26 protein-coding genes are annotated in these 18140 nt (G+C 38.9%); 2 read left to right on the top strand and 24 right to left on the bottom strand.

The features are described from left to right. Positions 1-15: 15 nt before the first annotated feature. Entirely contained in the window at positions 16-1359 is a 1344-nt protein-coding gene (locus CYJ36_RS19120; RefSeq protein ID WP_101568855.1) for an aspartate aminotransferase family protein, read from the bottom strand. 344 nt (positions 1360-1703) lie between these two features. Between CYJ36_RS19120 and CYJ36_RS19125 the strand changes: the two genes are divergently transcribed. Further along, positions 1704-1898, top strand: a complete 195-nt coding sequence (locus tag CYJ36_RS19125) for a DUF6954 family protein (protein WP_219621128.1) — start codon at positions 1704-1706, stop codon at positions 1896-1898. Between the two features lie 24 nt (positions 1899-1922). On the opposite strand, the gene CYJ36_RS19130 is transcribed toward CYJ36_RS19125, so the two are convergent. From CYJ36_RS19130 to CYJ36_RS19145, 4 genes are read right to left on the bottom strand one after another with little or no spacing between them, the layout of a single operon-like run. Then, complete coding sequence (locus CYJ36_RS19130) at positions 1923-2366, bottom strand: GNAT family N-acetyltransferase (protein ID WP_101568857.1); 444 nt, start codon at positions 2364-2366, stop codon at positions 1923-1925. Positions 2367-2383: 17 nt separating this feature from the next. Beyond that, on the bottom strand, positions 2384-3094 hold the full coding sequence (locus CYJ36_RS19135) for a nucleotidyltransferase domain-containing protein (RefSeq protein ID WP_101568858.1): 711 nt from the start codon (positions 3092-3094) through the stop codon (positions 2384-2386). Between the two features lie 22 nt (positions 3095-3116). Further along, positions 3117-3614, bottom strand: a complete 498-nt coding sequence (locus CYJ36_RS19140; RefSeq protein ID WP_101568859.1) for an ankyrin repeat domain-containing protein — start codon at positions 3612-3614, stop codon at positions 3117-3119. 18 nt (positions 3615-3632) lie between these two features. Next, complete coding sequence (locus CYJ36_RS19145; protein WP_101568860.1) at positions 3633-4040, bottom strand: GNAT family N-acetyltransferase; 408 nt, start codon at positions 4038-4040, stop codon at positions 3633-3635. A 190-nt stretch (positions 4041-4230) separates the two neighbouring features. On the opposite strand from CYJ36_RS19145, the gene CYJ36_RS19150 reads away from it, so the two are divergent. Beyond that, positions 4231-4905: a phosphatase PAP2 family protein gene (locus CYJ36_RS19150; protein ID WP_101568861.1), complete on the top strand. Its 675-nt coding sequence runs from the start codon at positions 4231-4233 to the stop codon at positions 4903-4905. Positions 4906-4936: 31 nt separating this feature from the next. On the opposite strand, the gene CYJ36_RS24135 is transcribed toward CYJ36_RS19150, so the two are convergent. The 19 genes from CYJ36_RS24135 to CYJ36_RS19225 form a co-directional block, all read right to left on the bottom strand. After that, positions 4937-5074, bottom strand: coding sequence for a hypothetical protein (locus CYJ36_RS24135; protein WP_219621129.1), 138 nt, complete (start codon positions 5072-5074; stop codon positions 4937-4939). Between the two features lie 53 nt (positions 5075-5127). Then, a complete protein-coding gene (locus CYJ36_RS19155) occupies positions 5128-5307 on the bottom strand; it encodes a hypothetical protein (protein ID WP_219621130.1) in 180 nt (59 codons plus the stop codon). Positions 5308-5343: 36 nt separating this feature from the next. Further along, positions 5344-5508: a hypothetical protein gene (locus CYJ36_RS23860; RefSeq protein WP_180850471.1), complete on the bottom strand. Its 165-nt coding sequence runs from the start codon at positions 5506-5508 to the stop codon at positions 5344-5346. A gap of 451 nt (positions 5509-5959) precedes the next feature. Beyond that, the gene (locus tag CYJ36_RS19160) at positions 5960-6388 is read right to left on the bottom strand and encodes a MarR family winged helix-turn-helix transcriptional regulator (RefSeq protein WP_101568863.1); all 429 of its coding nucleotides are present in this window, start codon (positions 6386-6388) and stop codon (positions 5960-5962) included. 27 nt (positions 6389-6415) lie between these two features. Then, entirely contained in the window at positions 6416-7084 is a 669-nt protein-coding gene (locus CYJ36_RS19165) for a GTP pyrophosphokinase (RefSeq protein WP_101569021.1), read from the bottom strand. A 112-nt stretch (positions 7085-7196) separates the two neighbouring features. Further along, positions 7197-7604 (bottom strand): transcriptional regulator SpxA, encoded by a 408-nt coding sequence (spxA, locus tag CYJ36_RS19170; RefSeq protein ID WP_101568864.1) that lies wholly within the window; start codon positions 7602-7604, stop codon positions 7197-7199. Between the two features lie 192 nt (positions 7605-7796). Then, positions 7797-7946 carry a hypothetical protein gene (locus tag CYJ36_RS23865; RefSeq protein WP_180850473.1) on the bottom strand — a complete coding sequence of 50 codons (150 nt, stop codon included), beginning with the start codon at positions 7944-7946 and terminating at the stop codon, positions 7797-7799. 293 nt (positions 7947-8239) lie between these two features. After that, the gene (locus CYJ36_RS19175; RefSeq protein WP_101568865.1) at positions 8240-9730 is read right to left on the bottom strand and encodes an amidase; all 1491 of its coding nucleotides are present in this window, start codon (positions 9728-9730) and stop codon (positions 8240-8242) included. 105 nt (positions 9731-9835) lie between these two features. After that, positions 9836-10276: an SRPBCC family protein gene (locus tag CYJ36_RS19180; protein WP_101568866.1), complete on the bottom strand. Its 441-nt coding sequence runs from the start codon at positions 10274-10276 to the stop codon at positions 9836-9838. Positions 10277-10314: 38 nt separating this feature from the next. Then, positions 10315-11103, bottom strand: coding sequence for an SRPBCC domain-containing protein (locus tag CYJ36_RS19185; RefSeq protein WP_101568867.1), 789 nt, complete (start codon positions 11101-11103; stop codon positions 10315-10317). Between the two features lie 299 nt (positions 11104-11402). Beyond that, positions 11403-11540, bottom strand: coding sequence for a hypothetical protein (locus tag CYJ36_RS23425; RefSeq protein ID WP_219621131.1), 138 nt, complete (start codon positions 11538-11540; stop codon positions 11403-11405). A 63-nt stretch (positions 11541-11603) separates the two neighbouring features. Next, positions 11604-11888: a spore germination protein gene (locus CYJ36_RS19190; protein WP_101568868.1), complete on the bottom strand. Its 285-nt coding sequence runs from the start codon at positions 11886-11888 to the stop codon at positions 11604-11606. A 415-nt stretch (positions 11889-12303) separates the two neighbouring features. Further along, positions 12304-12687, bottom strand: a complete 384-nt coding sequence (locus CYJ36_RS19195) for a DUF1761 domain-containing protein (protein ID WP_101568869.1) — start codon at positions 12685-12687, stop codon at positions 12304-12306. Positions 12688-12700: 13 nt separating this feature from the next. Further along, positions 12701-13645, bottom strand: coding sequence for an AraC family transcriptional regulator (locus tag CYJ36_RS19200; RefSeq protein WP_101568870.1), 945 nt, complete (start codon positions 13643-13645; stop codon positions 12701-12703). 53 nt (positions 13646-13698) lie between these two features. Further along, positions 13699-14070 (bottom strand): hypothetical protein, encoded by a 372-nt coding sequence (locus CYJ36_RS19205; RefSeq protein ID WP_101568871.1) that lies wholly within the window; start codon positions 14068-14070, stop codon positions 13699-13701. Between the two features lie 146 nt (positions 14071-14216). Beyond that, positions 14217-15629: a sigma-54 interaction domain-containing protein gene (locus tag CYJ36_RS19210; RefSeq protein ID WP_101569022.1), complete on the bottom strand. Its 1413-nt coding sequence runs from the start codon at positions 15627-15629 to the stop codon at positions 14217-14219. A gap of 304 nt (positions 15630-15933) precedes the next feature. Beyond that, entirely contained in the window at positions 15934-16719 is a 786-nt protein-coding gene (locus CYJ36_RS19215) for a 3-hydroxybutyrate dehydrogenase (RefSeq protein WP_101568872.1), read from the bottom strand. A 27-nt stretch (positions 16720-16746) separates the two neighbouring features. After that, the gene (locus tag CYJ36_RS19220; RefSeq protein WP_101568873.1) at positions 16747-17400 is read right to left on the bottom strand and encodes a CoA transferase subunit B; all 654 of its coding nucleotides are present in this window, start codon (positions 17398-17400) and stop codon (positions 16747-16749) included. 15 nt (positions 17401-17415) lie between these two features. Further along, the gene (locus tag CYJ36_RS19225) at positions 17416-18117 is read right to left on the bottom strand and encodes a CoA transferase subunit A (RefSeq protein ID WP_101568874.1); all 702 of its coding nucleotides are present in this window, start codon (positions 18115-18117) and stop codon (positions 17416-17418) included. Positions 18118-18140 lie beyond the last annotated feature (23 nt).

An 18140-nucleotide genomic window follows, 5' to 3' on the forward strand; every position in this document is an offset into this window, starting at 1 on the left:
TCTGATTTCTCCTTTTTAAGACATGGGCAGCACTTCAGTTTCAATTTCTGAAATTGTCTTTGCAAATAATTGTACCAGTTCGTTTATCTCATCTTCGTTAATCGTTAGCGGCGGTGCGATTAGGATCGCATCACCGTCTCCTCCTTCAATGCCAGCTGCAGAAGGGTAAACAAGCAGGCCGTTTTGATGTGCTTTTTTGAGGATGCGGCTCGTAAGATTATAAGATTTCGGAAAAGGCTGTTTAGAGGTCTGGTTCGAGACAAACTCAACGCCAATTAAAAGTCCTTTTCCTCTGATATCTCCGATGATCTCTGTTTTTTTCAGGAGTTTCTGCAATTGATCCATTAAGGATTTCCCTTTTTCTTCGGCGGCTTTATTCAAATGATTTTTTTCGATATAATGCAAGACTGCCAGACTTACAGCGGCAGATTGGGGATTTGCACTATATGTATGTCCGCTCATGATTAATTTGGACCCATGCTGAATGGGTCTCATCACCCTGTCGCTGATTAAGGTTGCAGCAACTGGCGCATACCCGGCACTTAATCCTTTTCCAAGTGCTACGATGTCAGGAATGGCTCCCCAATGCTCCATTGCCAGCGTTTTTCCTGTCCTCCCTATACCAGTCATTACTTCATCTGCAATAAAAAGAACATCATAGCGGTCACAAATGTCGCGGATTTTTTCATAGTATCCTTCCGGTGGTGTAATTGCTGCACCAGCAGCGCCAACAATCGGCTCTGCTACAAAGGCTGCCACATGGTCTGCTCCCACTCTTCTTATCGCAGTCTCTAACTCGCTTGTGCATTTCAGCCTGCATGAAGACGGCTTCAAACCGTAAGGACAACGATAGCAATAGGCAGGAGATACAACTGGATTCGCTTCAAGCAGCTGTTGAAAACGAAAGCGGCGCTCAGGATAGCCAGATAGAGATAGCGCACCAATTGTAATGCCATGGTAGCTCATCCATCTTGAAATAATCTTCGTTTTTTTAGGCATTTTTTTTTCCTGAAAATACTGAATGGCTACTTTCATCGCGGTTTCAATTGCTTCAGATCCGCTATTGACCAGAAACGTCCAGTTCAAATCTCCAAGTGTCATCCCAGCCAATTTCTTTGCCAGGCCCTCTGCTGCATGGCTGGAAAATTGTGAACGGTAGACGAATGAAACTTCCTTTGCCTGTTCCATCATCGCCTCCACTATTTCACTGACACCATGTCCGATTGAACATGTCACCGCTCCTGAGGATCCATCCAGATATTTCTTGCCGCCTGTGTCGTATAAATAAACACCTTGTCCATGGCTGACTTTTTTATAGCTTTCATCAAGCAACGGTTTGATTAAATACTCTCTATCCACGCGAAAATCACCCCACTGCAATCCTATGAGTTATTCAGCTTTTTACATTCTATGTAAAGAAGAATCAGGTTATTTCTATTGATGAAGGATGTTTACAATTAGTTGCAAATTAAATTGTAAGCGCTATCAATTTTATTGAACGGAATGGAAACATTGCTTATAAATGGAACATATGATGATTAAGAAAAGCGCAAGCGCTTTGGTCAATGAAGATAGGAATTTCATATGTAAGACGCTTATTGTCTTATTCTGAGAAATTGTTTTTTTTGCTGCGTGTTAAGCGCTGGGCTAGATTGCTATATGCAAACTTTTATACTTTCCTGTAACTTTTAAAAAAGATGAAGGTGATTACTTTGAAGTGGATTGTCCATGGGGTCTTTCTTTTCTTATTTATGCTGCTTGCATTTTTTGGAATTGGTCCTGTCTTTTTAGCAGATGGAGCTGCCGGAGAACGAATCGTAACTGCATTTTTCGTGATCTCGACAGCTGTTTTTCTCGCTATTGTCTATCGTGTGATTTTCAGGAATTTCTTTAAATAACTGCTTTGGGACACCAAGCGATTTCTATATTGAATAGGTCAGCCAATCTTCCTTAGAGCCGCCCATTTTTTCGTAAAAACGCTGCGCTCTTGCATTATCATGTGCCGTCTCCCAATTCATGACGGCATATTGATTTAGCAGGCTATACGTTTGGCAGCTTCTAAAAAGTTTTTCCGCGGCTCCAGTTCCGCGGTATTCAAGCGCGACATAAAGGTCGTTCATTACCGTGATTGGTTCAGCTCTTGTTGTACTGAATGTAAAATAAAGAGTAGCAAATCCCGCCAGTTTTCCGTTATCCTCTGCCACAAATTGAATCCCTTTTTCTTCTTTTTGGAGGGTATGAATCAAGTGATGAATTTTTTGCAGAGGCGGTTTTGGGCATTTATAAAAATCCACGATGTATTCATACATTAGAGCGGTCAAACCTTCTAAATCATTTTCATTTGGATGCCGGATGATAAGTGACAAACCATCATCTCCTTTACTTATTCGTTTTTTCCTATAGAAAAACCTTCAAAAAATCTTCCGCCAAATGGCTTTAATACAGAATCCGTCAAAATAATGATATTTTCTTTCTTTCCAGTCCGATAAAACTCGTCAAAAACCGAGGTGAATTCTTCAGCAAACTTTGGATCGAACTGCATTAGCGCTCTCGGTATCCATTTTGATTTTCCAATGTATCTTCCATTTGTCCGCAGCACAAATTCATGCAGCAGCTCGGCTAGCGAATTTGTGATAAACAGCATTTCTGAACGGCTTCTGCTCCCAATAAAATCATCGAGGGCATCTGTAATGAAATACCGTTTAAGGTCAATCTCTTCTTTCGACCAAGGATCCGGTCCTTTTTCTAACAATCGTTCTGCTTCTTCTTTGATTGGTTCCAGAAGAAGTTTTCCTCTTAAAACAATGCCTTCATACACCATGCGGGGCATAGAAGGAGTGCCGCTTTTACAATCACTTTCGAAAAAATGACGATAAGAATCAAAATTATGAACGAAAGCTTCAACAGGCCAGCCAAATTCAACAAAAGATTCCCGGTAAGAAGCTTTCAGCGTCTCATCAAAAATGACGATATCAAGATCAGACGCAGGCGTCGCTTCACCGCGGACTACACTTCCAGATAAAACCGCTGCTTGGCATTTTGGGAATCGTTTTTCAATGATTTTCTTTGCGGCTTCAAATGGTTCAAGTCTCATTTTGAATCACACTCATTTTACTCTAATTTTTATTCAGCAAATCAATAAAAGCAGGATGATTTTTCACTTTCGCAATAGTGAGTGCTCTGCCTTGCCCTCCACGTGCAGATATGTTTGCGCCGCTTTTGATTAAGAGGCCAGCAATCTCCGTATTCCCTTCAAAGGCTGCCGTTTGAAGTGGTGTATGGCCATCACTGTCAACTGCATTGACGTCTGCCCCATGCGCAATGAGAAGCTCAACAATCTCTGCAGATTGCTTGCCTGCAATAGCTGCATGAAGAGCTGTATTTGACGGAATGAATGAAAGTTTGGAATGAGAGAGCGCGTTAAGATTTGCACCCTTTTTCAGTAATTCGTTAACATATTCAGCTTCACCGTAATGACAGGCTAATCCGAGAAGTGTTAAACCATTTTCATTCTCTGAATCTGCTAGACCATCCTCTTTTAATAATTCTGTAAATTTTGCTAAATCCTTTTTTTCAAAAGCTTCAAACACTTCTTTTTTCTTTGCGTCAATCATTAGAAAAACCCCTCTCGATTAATATTTCCTATACATGCCAAGTGATTTTGGAGAAGTATACTCAAATCCAAACTTCTTATACAACCCATCAGCAGGCACATCTGCCAATAAACTAACATAGGAATGCTCAGGTGCGTTTTCTTCTAAATAGTCTGTCAGCTCAGTCATTACAATTTTTCCAAGTCCCTTACCTTGAAACTCAGGATCAACAGCGATATCAACGATTTGATAAAAACAGCCGCCATCTCCAATGATTCTCCCCATTCCTATCAGCCTGTCGGATTGACGAAGGCAGACAGTAAAAATAGAATTTCTGAGGCCAATTTCTGCAGCAGCTTCATTCTTTTTGCTTAAGCCTGCAGCCATTCTGAGTTTTATGTATTCTTCCGCACTTGGAGATTCATAGTGCTTTTTTGTATGGTTCATATAGACTCCTTTCCTTGCCAAGCAGATATGTATTTATTTATGTTAATTATACCAATTTTAATAATAAATGTATTTTTTATCATTTAATATTTCTTTTCATTTATACGATAGATTAAGAGAGTGCAAACAGGGTATTTAAAACAGAAATCATGCTTTCATGATAAATGAAAGACATCAAGAGGAGATTCACATGTCAAAGAATGCGTTATATAAAATGAGAGATTTACTAGGATTACTGATATTCCCCATTCTAGGATTACTGTATGAATACCTGAACGAGTATCAGCAAGAAGCTGTGAATATTTCAACAGCGTTTGATTCGATCATACCATTTACACCTGTCTTCATCCTTCCATATATGATCTGGTACCTATATATGTTCGGATTTTTGATTTATTTTTGGTGGAAAAGTCCGGCTGTTTACTGGAAGACAATTATTGCAATTACAATTGGCGAACTGGTATGTTTCATTATCTACTTTTTCTTTCAGACCACAGTCCCGCGGCCTCAGATTACGGGAGACACTATTCTATTGCAGCTCGTATCTGTTATTTACAATACAGATGAACCATTTAATTGCTTTCCCAGCATACATGTTCTGACTACTATGATCATTATGCTCGCCTCTACACATATCAAAGAAACAGGTAAGTTCCAGAGCTATATTACGCAAATGACCGGCATACTGATCATCCTTTCTACATTATTCGTAAAACAGCATGTCATTTACGATGTCGTCGCTTCTGTGGTTCTTTCAGCTGGCTTATGGGTTGTAGTATTCTATCTTCGCCCACTGGTTTTGAAGCTTAAGATCAATACGAATAGGAATAAAAAAAGCAGCTTATCAAAAGATGTTTCCTTTTGATAAGCTGTTTCTCTTTTGTATGTTATATCATTTATTGTGCAGTTGCCTTTTGAATCCGGCCCTCCACTTTGTATTCAAACGAATTACTCAATGTTTTTACAAAGTGTTCCGTTGCCAGTAAATCCTCTGGACCTACTTCGAGATCTGTTTTAAAGTGCTCCGATCCCATACTTCAAGTTGCCATACATATAGTTATTTACTACGACGGTATACTCTTTTGTTTTATCTATTCATTAATGCGAAATCTGTATTCATTGCAGCTTTCATTCCATCTGCAAGTATGTTAAGTGCAAAATCACAGATTCCCGAAGTATGTGAGGGATTTCCTTTAGGTAAAGTTGCAACAGATTGACCTACAACTTCCGCTTTATTTTGAGCTACTAAATCTTCGTACTTTTTCATAATCGCTGAAACTTCCATATCAGGAGTAAAATCCCTTTAGTAAACTGTGACGACTTCTGCTTCTTTCTTTACGATTTCTCCTGTTAAAGGGTCTAGTTCCAGATCTAAATCAGAAAAAGCAGAATCAAATGCATTTGCAGCTACCAAAGGGAAATTCATTTCACCTTTCACCGTCATATTCCCTCTTAATAATTGGTTCATTTCTCCTTAAAAGGAATAGCTTATTTACCAAATCTATTAAACTCATGTGTAAAAAGATTCATAGGTAGTTTGGAATTATCGCAAATCGTTTTTATTCAAAATAATCAGAAATAAAATGTTTCTTTCTTTTTTTACAGGGTATAATTAGAATCATAATCATAAAAATAACTAAAAGGATAATAGCATGTAACTTCTATTGTAAAATTATCTGTACTTTAGCCTGCTGCATAAGGGAGGGTCTGCACGATGTCGGAGAAACAAGAAAAAGAAGATTTATGCGATGAATGCTCATTTCATAAAAAATTGATTTTTTCAGAAGAAGAGAATTTATGGTTATGTGATACGTGCATAAATGAAAAAGTGTAGACTAACTTATGAAACCGATTGCGCTGGTACTTGAGTCAACTTTACTAAACCATAAAAAAGCCAGGTAATCCTGGCTTTTTATGGTTTATTGACCTATTAAGCATTTATGGAAGATATCCCGTAAGCTCTGGATCTCGGAGTCGGACAGCATCCCGAACATCTTCTCAATTTGATTATTAATTTGCCTATGGGCTGTATCCAAAAACTCTTTACCATGATCAGTGATTTCAAGATTGTAGACTCTTCTGTCACGTTCGTTTTGGCATTTTTGAATAAATCCCTCTTTAATTAGCTTATTCGTCAGTACAGTTACGCCGCCTGTTGTGATTTGTAATTGCTCTGCAAGAATGGATGGACGTTTTAACCCTTCCGTCTCCAATATTTTAAGGATTAAGATGTGTGTTTTGGAAAGACCAACTTGGTTCAAGTGATTCCAATCGTTCATCCATTTTCGCTCAAGAGAAACAAAGATTTCAAATAAGGAGACGATATTTTCACTTCTTTTTTCATTCATTATGTTCATCTCCATAAAACAGTCAGCCTATTTAAATGCTTTTAATAAATCAATCGGAAGTTTAAATTGATCCTTATTGATCAAAAGCTGTGTCAATTCTTCCCCGGTGCCTTCTATTTCTTTTAAATCTGTTATTTCATTATGAAGTTTTTCCATTTTTCGATCTAATTCAGCTGCAGAAATGGCAGCTTCTTTTAATTCTTTTGTTAACTGCTCAGGAATTTCTTTTTTATATTTATAATAGATTTTGTGTTCTAAACTTGCCCAAAAATCCATCGCAATCGTTCTTATTTGAATTTCAACTAGAATATCTTCCTGCCGATCAGACATAAAAACAGGAATTTTAACAATCAAATGCAGACTCTGATAGCCATTTGACTTAGGTTCCTTTATATAATCTTTGCACTCAACAACATGAATATCTTTTTGGTTTTGTATCATCTCGCTTATCTGATAGATATCAGACAGGAACGAACAGGTGATGCGAATACCTGCAATATCTTTTATGTTCTCCTTTATGCCAGACAATGATAAATCATAATTTTTCCGATAAATTTTATTTACGATACTCTCAGGTGTCTTCAGGCGTGAACTTATATGTTCAATGGGATTGTAATCATGGATATATTGGAATTCTTGTTCTAAAATGTTAATTTTTGTATTCATTTCTTCTAAAGCGAATTTATAAGACATCATAAATCGTGTCAGTTCTTTTTTAATATTCTTAAGCTGATCATAATTCAAGTTAGGTATTGATATTTCTTCCAATGCTAATTCTCCTTTTATCAAATCAAACCGTTTGTATCTATTAATTAGGGAGCATGGTTTTCGCTTCGAGCAGCTTTAAGAGATAAGCACGAATGCTGCGGGGAAGGAATTTACGGATCTCATCTTCATTAAATCCTACTTGGAATCTCTTCTCATCCATAATAATGGGACAACGAAGCAAACCAGGTTTATCTTGAATGAGTTCTAACAATTCATGAAGATGCAATTCCTCTAAATTTACGTCAAGTTCCTGGAATTGTTTTGAACGTGTTGAAAGAATTTCATCCGTTCCTTCTTCAGTCATTCGAAGAATTTCTTTAAGCTCTTTCATTTTTAAAGGGTCAGTCAGAATATTTCTTTCAGTATATGGAATTTCATGCTGATCTAACCACAATTTTGATTTTCTGCATGATGTACAGCTGCAAGATGTAAACAAAGTGATTGCCATAAATGATTTCCTCTCCTTTAAAGAATGATTCTTTTTTCCTCATATTTATATCAAAAAGTAACGCGATATATATATCTTACTTGTAAGATATATATAAATCAAATAAAACATCTTTTTGAGGCAGTTGCGCAAAAAAACCACCAATGCAAGCATTAATGGTTTCTTTGAAAGTTTTAAGTTAGAGAGAGTATTCTATACCTTTTTCTTCTTTCCTTTTCTTTGTGTCCCAGATGGATATAAAGCCAGGATGGAGTCCATGATCGTATGGCCGCATACTTCACACTTACTGTCGATATGCTTCTGAATCCCTTTGCACTTTGGGCAATTTTTCATTTCTTCCATAAAAACAGCCTCCCATTGAATCCTTTATTACCTATATCGGTCATTTTTCTAAGATGTTTAAAAATGCCATCTAAAACATTAGGTCAAACGGCATATAAAAAGACAGTTTCACTCTATTTGGCAAAACTGTCTTTCTTGACTGTTTGATTAGATGGATGTTTCACATTGGTAGACATATTCAAGTATATCATCCGGACTTCGTGCCCTTTTCTAATAAGATATCGAAGCTTATCTTTAACGATTGATTAAACAAAAAACAAGTGAAAAGCACCAATTTCTTCTTAAAAGAGTGCCTAGAAAAAAGAATTTCCTTCCATTCCAATCCACATTTCAGATTGCTCCAGCTGACCTGCAAGTGCAAGGAGCCAATCTTCTTTTCCCTTAGGTGCAATAAACTGTACACCCAAAGGCAATCCTTTCAAGGTGATGTGAGTCGGCACACTCATTGCCGGCTGCCCCGTAAGATTAGCTAGCTGAGTAAATGGAGTAACCGTTAAGCTTTTTAAAAACATATCATAAACAAATGGCAGATGTTCTTCTTTTTTCAGCTCACTGACCTTCAGCAATGCTTCGATTTCCTCTTGGTTATGAGTCAGTTCGCCAATTTTTGGAGCCGGGAAAGCAGTAGCTGGCGTTAAATACATATCGAACGTTTCATGAAAAGCCGCCATCTTCGCTGCAGCAGAGTCCCATTCTGCCAGACTTTGTGTAAATTCTGCAGCTGAAACAGAGTGTCCTGCAACGCTTAGCACCCAAGTTACGATCTCTACATCATTCGCAGCAATTGGTCTTCCGAGCATTTTTTCTAAGCCAAGAATTGTGGCCGCCATTTCTCCATTGTTCATGATATAGTAATTTTCCATGAGACGAATGCCGTCGATTCCATTTCCGCGCTCTTCTACCTCATGTCCCTGCTCTTCAAGCCATTTGGCCATACGGTGAACAGCCTGTACCGCTTCGTCACTGACAGGTGTACCAACTGGAGATTGCGTTTGGAACGCGATCCGCAATGGACGTTTGATTTCTTTTTCTAAAACATCCATGTATTTGCCTTCAAATAAAGGTGTATGAAAAGCTGCCTCAGGCTGAATAATTTGCAGCAGATCAAGCATCGCCGCACTATCGCGGACTGTTTTTGTGAGAACAAAATCAATCGAAGCGCCCTGCCATTGCCGTCCGACACTCGGTCCGACAGGTGTTCTTCCTCTTGTCGGTTTTAGGCCGAAAAGACTTGTAAATGAAGCTGGAATACGGATGGAACCTCCCCCATCACTTGCACCGGCAATCGGAACAATGCCTGATGAAACACTTGCTGCCGATCCGCCGCTTGATCCGCCAGCGGAATGCTTTATATTCCAAGGGTTTCTCGTTTGTCCATGTACTTCAGGCTCAGTTATGTTTTTTAAGCCGAATTCAGGTGTATTTGTATGGCCTAAAAATAAAAAGCCAGCTTGTCTTAAGCGTGCGACAAAATTTGAGTCTCTGCTTGAGATATTATTTTTGAGAAGCTTTGAACCAGAAGTTAAAGCCTCGCCTTCAACCGCTTGCGAAATATCTTTGAGTAAAATAGGCACCCCGGCAAATGGCTGGTTATCCAGATCCAGCTGACCTATTTCTTTTAAAACTTTTTCTTGCCTTGTACGAACGACTCCATTCAGAAGCGGATTTACGTTTTCAATTTGTTTAAATGCCGCATCCGTTAATTCCTTTGGAGATACGTCTTTCTTTTTCACCAATTCCGACAGTCCTACCCCATCGTATTTTGAATATGTATATGTATCCATTATTTCACCTCAATTGATTGCTGCTTCTATTTTATCAGGAAATGATGGCACACATACAATTATAGGATTAGGATTTAAAAAGAAAAAAATCGCTTAGGATTATTCCTAAACGTTTTTTTCGAATATACTTTTCAATTTTCTCAAGTCCTTCATGTTTGCTCTCTTCATCATCATGGACATAAATGGTGCAAACGCCTTTGAGAAACCTTTCGGATTACCCTTGTTCCGTAATGTCATATGAGTCATATTGTCATCAATCGCTTCCCAAGTGTATGTTGTCTCCATAGGAAACGGTCCGTCTGCCGTTCTCATTAGCATTTTTTGACCTTGTCTAAATTCTGCAATTTCGTATACATATGCTAGGTGTCGTCCTAGAAATTGTGCTTTAAAAGCAATTCGTGATCCAATGGCTAACGGTTTTTGAGTTTGCCATTCTGCTGAATGAATGTTCACATACCAATCCGGTGCATTGTCAGGATTTGCTGCATACTCTGAAACTTTGTCAGCTGAGCAGAGAATTTTTATTTCTGTCAAAACATCTACCATTTTTACCCTCCGTTGCTGGAAGAATCCTTTTGTAAGTTTTATTTACTTTGCTCCACATATTCTTTTAACAATTTGCCAAGAAGATGTTTCCATCCTTCAGAGTGATTTTGTTCCCATTCCTCTTCTATCATTCCTGACGCTGTATGAGAAAGCTGAAGAAGTGTACCTCCATCCTTCTCAAGCAGACGATACGTATACGAACTATTCACTGCTCCCTGCATTCCTAAATGACCATGCAGACGGATTTCTTCTGGAGCATTTACATAATAAACATTCCCCCACACAGCTCCTTCTGTTTCTCCCCATCTTTCAACAAACTGTCCTCCTGGAACCGGATCAAACGTAAATTTCGATTGCACCCCTTTAGGAGCTAAACGAAACTCCCACCAATCTTCAGCCTTTTCAGTCAGTGCTTTGAATACATTTTCGCGTGATGATTCGATAAATACTTCTTGTTCAATTCGGAATACTTGGGCTTGTTCTGCTGATTTCATTTCAATATCTTCTCCTTTTTGTTCAACTGCCGATCTCAAATTCAGTAAAGATTCGGCTGTTGTTTGCATGTATTTACCAATCCACCGGTTATTCATTTCCTGCAGGGGAACGGCGTTTAAATAATTCAGTCTGTATTTTCCTTCCCGTCGTACAACGACTAAATTCCCTTCTTCCAAGGCAGTCAAATGTTTCATGATCGCATATCTTGTTACTTCGGGAAAAAAATCGTTTAGCTCACCCGTTGTTTTTGGTGACTGCTTGAGAATATCGAGAATTCTTCTTCTTATCGGGTGACCTAACGCTTTAAACAATGTGGAAAGATTATCTTCCATAAATTTGATCCTTTCGTATTTATAGGAGCACGATGTAACATATGTGATTAAAGAGTCACACATATTATGTGACCTTATAGTAACATGTTATTCAAAAAAGCACAACCAGGTAATAATTAGAACTAAATTGACTTCACGGACGACTGATTAAAAGTTAGTATTTGTCCATAAACGCAAAGAAAACCTATCTGATAGCAGATAAGCTATTTCATGCGTTTTTCTTTTCAGGTAAATGGTGTGAATTACGTCACTATTAGCGAATCCTTTTTATGATTGAAGAATTTGATTGCTGAATATGATTAAAAAAGAGTACCGGTATCAATAATTGCTGGCTTAGCATTTTTCAATGGCGGGAAATACTCCGGGTTACCTTTAGTGGTTTTTTCATTCAAAGGTTCCTCTATGGAACGTCCTTGAGATTTTGGCACAGAAGCCATATAAACAAATGATTGATTTTCCTCCAAAATAATACAATACCCTAGCAGTAGACTGCTGGTGATTTAGGTTAAATCAGCAGACAATTGAAATTTTGAAGCTTTTGCTAATTGCTCAAATGTTCCTGCATTTTGTTGTAACATGTGTTCAATGATTATAGAGTTTATTGTTTGTTCATCTATCATTGAATCTAAATAAATTAAAATGCATTTTTGATCCATGAAAATTAGGTCTTTTACCATTAAGTCTTCAGTTTGGCACATTGTTTCCTTTATAAGAGAAAGATTTTTATCTAAATTGTTTGATATGTTTTCTATGGTATATGAATTTTCCTTACCCAGGTTATTCATTATTTTTCACCCTAATTAATATTTCCCATTATTTTGCACAACATTAACGAGCTTATGCAGTTCAATAACTTTTGGTATTGTTGGCATTAGGATAGAAGAATGTAAGAATTCAAATAAGGATTTTGGAAAAGGCTACTGAAGTTTTATTTTAAAAGAGAAGACAAATTAGAGGATGACAGTGCATTTTTTTAATATTTTATTCCTGAAGTAGCAAATGATTACGTTCAATGGAAAAATGAACTAAACCTTATAAACTCTTAAAAATCAACAAACAAGCATACCAATTGCTGTGCGAATTGGTATGCTGATTAATATGTATTTATTGTGTTAATTAACGTTTTGCACCTTTCAACAGAACCTGTTACATGTGAACACTTTAACTAATAGCTAAACTAGTATTCTTCTCACTATTTTTTTATACGAAAAGGCCGTGCAAAGCACCCAGCAATGTGAATATGATCAAATGGTCACCAATTGCAATGAGAAAAGAATTTCTGGACATGAGACCAAATAATGAATTTTTTAAATAAACAATTGAAATAAGCATACCAATTATGATTCCAACTGCAGCTCCTTCAAACAAGCCTACAGAAGCCGTAGCTTGAACTAGTATGGCAACTAAAACTGAACTTATAAATGCAACAATAATAGAAACGATATATTTTAAAGGCCCTTCACTTTGATTTCCACTTTCTTTTTTCTTCCCTAGTAATATTGAATAATAAATTGTTCCATAAATCATATACAAAAGTGCTCCGCCAATAATTGCAATTAAATTCAGTTCATTAAAATCTAACATACATTTCCTCCATCTAATTAGGTTCAATGGCTAAAGCTATCGCACTGATTTTGCAAGTAAGATTAAGTGTTCCGCTCACCTGCTCGATTCGGACAAATTCAATTGGATTTCCCAAATACCTATACCCGCTTCGAGGCAGCCAAAAGCTGTACAGCTCCGAATAACATTCAATCAGTTTGCTTCTTTCGCTATACCTTACAGGTTCTTCAAACTCATACAAAACGTATTTTCCTCCGTTAAACGCATAGGTTTCTTCGTCATCCTTTTTCAATTCCTCCACATTGCGAATGGCGATTCGGCAATCGTAACGGCTTTTTTCTGGTGGTGTGATATATGGATTGTTTCTTGGGACACCGATCATCAATGTATCTTGATCGATAAGTCCCCTTGCATTTGCCCATCGATAGATATCTTCCCAAACATCCGGAATACCGCTTATGTATGATCCAATGTTATACCTGTTAATCATTTTGCATTCAGGAAAGTGAACAATTTTAACTTTAGATAAGTCCAGCCATCTAAATTCATTATACGTGCTATGTTCATCATCTGCTTTCGTATTCGTGCTCAATTGTTTAGATTTCTTGCTATTCATATATTCACGTGGAAACCGCTCCAAATAAGCTCCCTCTCTCCATCTTTTAGGACTCGTCTTAAAATAAGCCTGAAAAGAATATGTGAAGTATGACAAAGATGAAAAACCGCACATGAAGGCAATTCGTGTAATGGTTAGTTCCTGTTCATAGATTAACAGGTGTGCTGCATTTTCTAATCGCAATCGTTTTACATATCCCGAAGGAGTTTCACCAATCATTTCTTTAAATAATCTCTGAAAATGAAAGGGAGAATAGGTAGATACTTTAGCTAATCGTTCCAGCGAAAGATCTTCATTTATATTTTCTTCAATATATTCCACTGCTTTATTGATTTGCTTTAATTGACCTTTTTCGTAATTCATTGTATTGCCACCTGTGTCTTTCTGTATTTACGCTGGAAAAGCTTTAGGATTTGTTATTTTTCTCGATAAGCTGAACAATGTTCATCTGAAATGCGCTCATTTTCTTTCCCTGTTAAAGCGGAAACTTCCACTAATTTATGGCCAAGCCAATCCCATACCGCTGCTGTATTCAAAGAGACCCACTTCATATTGCCTCGTGCGAGACGGAAGGAATAATAATCATTGTCTGTTGTTACCAAAACTTCATTATACATAATCTGTTTGTTTTTGCGATTTGGAATAACCAATGCAAAATCCAGCATTTCTTCTCGCGGTATCTGATTAACTCTTGCAATAAACATACCGTTTGGATTCTGCTTTGTCTTATAAACATTTTCTTTTTCTATTTTTAGTTCTGGTCTTCCCCTCTTAATCGCTCCCTCCATACGTTTAGTTTATCCTGATACCTATACAATTTCCTAGTTATTATTGAGTTTATCAGCGAAATGAATATAAAAAAACGGTATTACAAAATTATTGTAATACCGCCTTTCTTTTAATGAAAACAGCCTGACAGTTCATTGTCAGCCTGTTACGTAATATTATAACCCTTACACTTGTCATAAAAACTCGTCTTCCCTATTCCAAGCAGTTTGGCAGCATTGACCTTATTCCCTTCTGCTTCCGTAAGTGCTTGGAGAATCGCCTCTTTCTCTGCTTCAGCCACGATGTCTTTAAGCGGTTTGACTGGTCCCTGATGTTTATTCCGGTGCAAAGGAGTATGCAGGAGATGACTGGAGTAAGCTTGGCTATGACTCTTCCCTTCCTGCTGAAGATACAGCGGCAAATGATCAGGGTAGATGATTTGGCCATCAATCACGTTAACGGCACGTTCGAGTACGTTCTCGAGTTCGCGAATGTTCCCGGGCCACGAATGTCGTTCAAGGTCGATCATTACTTCTTCTGACAGATCAAGACCATACCTATGAAATTTAGTCTCCAGTTTTTTTAAAAGAATTCTTGAGATTGGAACAATGTCTTCCTTGCGATCCTTTAAAGACGGAATCTCAATTTTAATAACATTTAATCGATAATAGAGATCCTCTCTGAACTCCCCGTCGAAGACCATTTTTTCCAGGTTGCGATGGGTAGCAGCGATTACTCTTACATCGATTTGCATTGGTGCACGTCCGCCGATTCGCTCAATTTCTTTTTCCTGCAGCACACGGAGCAGTTTACTTTGCATTTGCAATGGGAGGTCGCCAATCTCATCCAGAAAAATCGTCCCTCCATGTGCAAGCTCAAACTTTCCCTTTTTGCCGCCTTTTTTTGCACCCGTAAAGGAACCTTCTTCATAGCCAAAAATTTCCGATTCGAATAGATGTTCAGGGATCGATGCGCAATTGATCCTCATGAACGGGGCAAAACGTCTTCCGCTTGTTTGATGAATCGCATGGGCAAAAAGCTCTTTTCCAGTTCCAGATGCCCCCAGCAGAAGGACGGCCGACTGGCTATCTGAAACTCGCTCTGCCAGCTTCTTTGCTTCTAAGAACTTTGGGCTGCTTCCAACAAGATCGCCAAAATGATATTTGCTGAATAGCTCTTTTTCAAATTTGGTTTTATAGTAGTTCAGCTCCTCCATGATCGGCTGGATCTTCTTGGAATAGTCCATCCATTCCTGTGGATTGCGGAACATTACTGTACCAACTGCACCCACTAGCTGTCCTTTCACGTAAAGCGGATACCGATTTGCGATCATTTCACTTCCGTTTATCGGATGAATAGACGCCACTTCCGCCTGTCCGTTTTTGGCAACAATCTGCATTCTAGAATTTTCAATAACATCCTGAACGGGTTTTCCAATCGATTCTTCTGGGGTTACTTTCAGGAATTCACAATACGCTGTGTTAAGATAAACAACGATTCCTTCATGATCCACCACAACCATGCATTCCGCTGCAAGATTGACTACTTCCTCAATCCAATCATATGGCAGTTTATCCATGAGTCCTTTCACATTTCTCCACCCCTTTCTTGCAGTCCTACATAAAAGCGTTTTCATTCTTATACTCATATTACACAGATGGGATTGAAGAAATCAATAGGTTGGTAGATTTGGTGAACTACCCGCCACTTTTTCGCTAAAACTCCTTGAAGGCTTTTTTATCACTTACAGAAATCCGGACCCCGATTGAACGAAAATGACTAATTTACGCCCCTATTTATTCTCAATAAAAAGACGTTAACATATTTCTTTTTTTGCAAACAAAATAAGGGACAGCCGCTGCTGACCCCTCTTCTCAATCTGATTATTGAACCGTGTACCCGCCATCAAGCACAACAGCCTGACCGGTCACTCCTTTTGCTTTGTCGCTTGCCAAGAAGACTGCGTAGTCGGCAATTTCCTGTACTGAGAGCAATCTCTTCTGCGGTACAAGCGGATAAATGACTTGTTCTAAAACACGTTCAAGTTCAACGCTGCGCGTTTTCGCAAGGTCAGCTAACTGGTTGCGAACAAGCGGTGTATCAACGTATCCCGGACAAAGCGCGTTAACGGTAATTCCATGTTCCGCCCCTTCAAGCGCTGAAACCTTAGTCAGTCCGATAACACCGTGCTTTGCGCTATTATATGCTGCTTTTCCGGCAAAGCCGATGACTCCATTGATCGATGCCATATTAATAATACGTCCGAATTTTTGTTTTTTCATGATCGGAAATACGTGTTTCGTAGCTATAAAAGGTGCTGTCAGCATGACTTTGATCAGGAATTCAAATCGGTCCGTCGGAAATTCCTCAATTGGAGAAACGTGCTGCAGACCGGCATTATTAACAAGAATGTCCAAGCGGCCATACTTTTTTTGAACCGTTTCAATCGTTTGTATGATTTGTTCTTCTATCGTTACATCGCAAGCAGCAGCGATCGATTCAAAGCCCTCCTCTTTTAGCTTTGCTGCAGCTGCTTCGGCTGCTTCAAGGTTGACATCAGAAATGACGACAGCCGCTCCTTCTTTAGCAAATTCTTTGGCAACTTCAAATCCGATACCGCTCGCCGCACCTGTTACAAGCGCCACTTTTTCATTAAGTAATCGATTCATCGCAATTGTCCTTTCTGATCCTTCCCTTTAATGAGTGGTCATTAGAGATTGGCTTATTGTAAATGATGCTTCCGTTTTCTCTTTTACTTCCTCAATGGTCACTCCGTCCTGCAGTTCCACGAGTTCCATTGAGCCATCTGCAAAATCAAATACAGCAAGCTCTGTAATTAGGCGGTTAACAACCTGTTTGCCTGTCAAAGGAAGAGAGCATTCTTTTTTAACCTTGGATTCCCCATATTTATTGACATGCTCCATAATAACGATAATCCGTTTAGCGCCATTAACCAGATCCATGGCACCGCCCATTCCCTTCACCATTTTTCCTGGAATCATCCAGTTCGCAAGGTCTCCTTGTTCGGAAACTTCCATACCTCCAAGAATGGCGAGATCAATGTGGCCGCCGCGGATCATAGCAAAGGATTCTGCACTGTCAAAATAGGAGGCACCTGGAACACTAGTTACCGTTTCTTTTCCAGCATTGATCAGGTCTGGATCTTCGGTTCCTGCAATCGGATATGGACCGATACCAAGCAATCCATTTTCCGATTGCAAAAGCACATTGTAATCATCCGGAATTTCATTTGCTACAAGGGTTGGCATCCCGATTCCAAGATTTACGTTCATGCCATCTTTAATTTCTTTCACTGCCCGCTTCACCATTATTTGTCTGCTGTCACTCATGTTTATGCCTCCTTCTTATGCCTGACGAACCGTAAGACGTTCGATTCGTTTTTCATAGTTCGCACCAAGCAGTACGTGCTGTACATAAATGCCCGGTGTATGAATTTCATCTGGATTCAGTTCTCCGACTTCTACAATTTCTTCGACTTCTGCGATTGTGATTTTCCCAGCCATCGCAGCCACCGGGTTGAAATTTCGGGACGTTTTCCGGAAAACCAAGTTTCCAAGCGGGTCCGCTTTCCATGCCTTCACAAACGCAAAATCTCCAACAATTCCTCTTTCAAGAATATACGTACGACCGTCGAACTCTTTATGCTCCTTGCCTTCTGCCACCTTCGTTCCTACTCCGGTTGCAGTATAAAAGCCAGGAATTCCAGCACCGCCGGCACGCATTCTTTCTGCAAGTGTTCCTTGAGGAATCAGTTCCACTTCAAGTTCACCGCTTAAATACTGACGTTCGAAAATTTTGTTTTCTCCTACATAGGAAGACATCATTTTTTTGATTTGCTTGTTAGCGAGCAGCAATCCCAAGCCCCAATCGTCAACACCGCAGTTATTGCTTACAACTGTCAGATCTTTTACCCCTTTATCTCTTAAAGCAAGAATGGCTTTTTCCGGAATACCGCAGAGGCCAAAGCCTCCGACTACCAATGTTGCACCATCTTCTACCCTATCAATGGCTTGTGTAAATGAGTCTAAGATTTTTCCATTTGCCATGTGTGCTTCCCCTCTTTCTGTGA

The sequence above is a fragment of the Bacillus sp. UMB0893 genome (assembly GCF_002858905.1).
Taxonomy (GTDB): Bacteria; Bacillota; Bacilli; order Bacillales; family Bacillaceae; genus Bacillus_P.

Bases quoted from the DNA above. Each gene is read 5' to 3' on its own strand.
- spxA (WP_101568864.1), bottom strand. From the start codon at position 7,604: ATGGCAATCACTTTGTTTACATCTTGCAGCTGTACATCATGCAGAAAA.
- CYJ36_RS19195 (WP_101568869.1), bottom strand. From the start codon at position 12,687: ATGTTAGATTTTAATGAACTGAATTTAATTGCAATTATTGGCGGAGCA.
- CYJ36_RS23865 (WP_180850473.1), bottom strand. From the start codon at position 7,946: ATGGAAGAAATGAAAAATTGCCCAAAGTGCAAAGGGATTCAGAAGCAT.
- CYJ36_RS19145 (WP_101568860.1), bottom strand. From the start codon at position 4,040: ATGAACCATACAAAAAAGCACTATGAATCTCCAAGTGCGGAAGAATAC.
- CYJ36_RS19200 (WP_101568870.1), bottom strand. From the start codon at position 13,645: ATGAATTACGAAAAAGGTCAATTAAAGCAAATCAATAAAGCAGTGGAA.
- CYJ36_RS19155 (WP_219621130.1), bottom strand. From the start codon at position 5,307: ATGAAAAAGTACGAAGATTTAGTAGCTCAAAATAAAGCGGAAGTTGTA.
- CYJ36_RS19150 (WP_101568861.1), top strand. From the start codon at position 4,231: ATGTCAAAGAATGCGTTATATAAAATGAGAGATTTACTAGGATTACTG.
- CYJ36_RS19165 (WP_101569021.1), bottom strand. From the start codon at position 7,084: ATGATGTCTTATAAATTCGCTTTAGAAGAAATGAATACAAAAATTAAC.
- CYJ36_RS19205 (WP_101568871.1), bottom strand. From the start codon at position 14,070: ATGGAGGGAGCGATTAAGAGGGGAAGACCAGAACTAAAAATAGAAAAA.
- CYJ36_RS19190 (WP_101568868.1), bottom strand. From the start codon at position 11,888: ATGAATAACCTGGGTAAGGAAAATTCATATACCATAGAAAACATATCA.
- CYJ36_RS19140 (WP_101568859.1), bottom strand. From the start codon at position 3,614: ATGATTGACGCAAAGAAAAAAGAAGTGTTTGAAGCTTTTGAAAAAAAG.
- CYJ36_RS24135 (WP_219621129.1), bottom strand. From the start codon at position 5,074: ATGGGATCGGAGCACTTTAAAACAGATCTCGAAGTAGGTCCAGAGGAT.
- CYJ36_RS23860 (WP_180850471.1), bottom strand. From the start codon at position 5,508: ATGAACCAATTATTAAGAGGGAATATGACGGTGAAAGGTGAAATGAAT.
- CYJ36_RS19180 (WP_101568866.1), bottom strand. From the start codon at position 10,276: ATGGTAGATGTTTTGACAGAAATAAAAATTCTCTGCTCAGCTGACAAA.
- CYJ36_RS19210 (WP_101569022.1), bottom strand. From the start codon at position 15,629: ATGGATAAACTGCCATATGATTGGATTGAGGAAGTAGTCAATCTTGCA.
- CYJ36_RS19135 (WP_101568858.1), bottom strand. From the start codon at position 3,094: ATGAGACTTGAACCATTTGAAGCCGCAAAGAAAATCATTGAAAAACGA.
- CYJ36_RS19175 (WP_101568865.1), bottom strand. From the start codon at position 9,730: ATGGATACATATACATATTCAAAATACGATGGGGTAGGACTGTCGGAA.
- CYJ36_RS19215 (WP_101568872.1), bottom strand. From the start codon at position 16,719: ATGAATCGATTACTTAATGAAAAAGTGGCGCTTGTAACAGGTGCGGCG.
- CYJ36_RS19160 (WP_101568863.1), bottom strand. From the start codon at position 6,388: ATGAATGAAAAAAGAAGTGAAAATATCGTCTCCTTATTTGAAATCTTT.
- CYJ36_RS23425 (WP_219621131.1), bottom strand. From the start codon at position 11,540: ATGGCTTCTGTGCCAAAATCTCAAGGACGTTCCATAGAGGAACCTTTG.
- CYJ36_RS19185 (WP_101568867.1), bottom strand. From the start codon at position 11,103: ATGGAAGATAATCTTTCCACATTGTTTAAAGCGTTAGGTCACCCGATA.
- CYJ36_RS19225 (WP_101568874.1), bottom strand. From the start codon at position 18,117: ATGGCAAATGGAAAAATCTTAGACTCATTTACACAAGCCATTGATAGG.
- CYJ36_RS19220 (WP_101568873.1), bottom strand. From the start codon at position 17,400: ATGAGTGACAGCAGACAAATAATGGTGAAGCGGGCAGTGAAAGAAATT.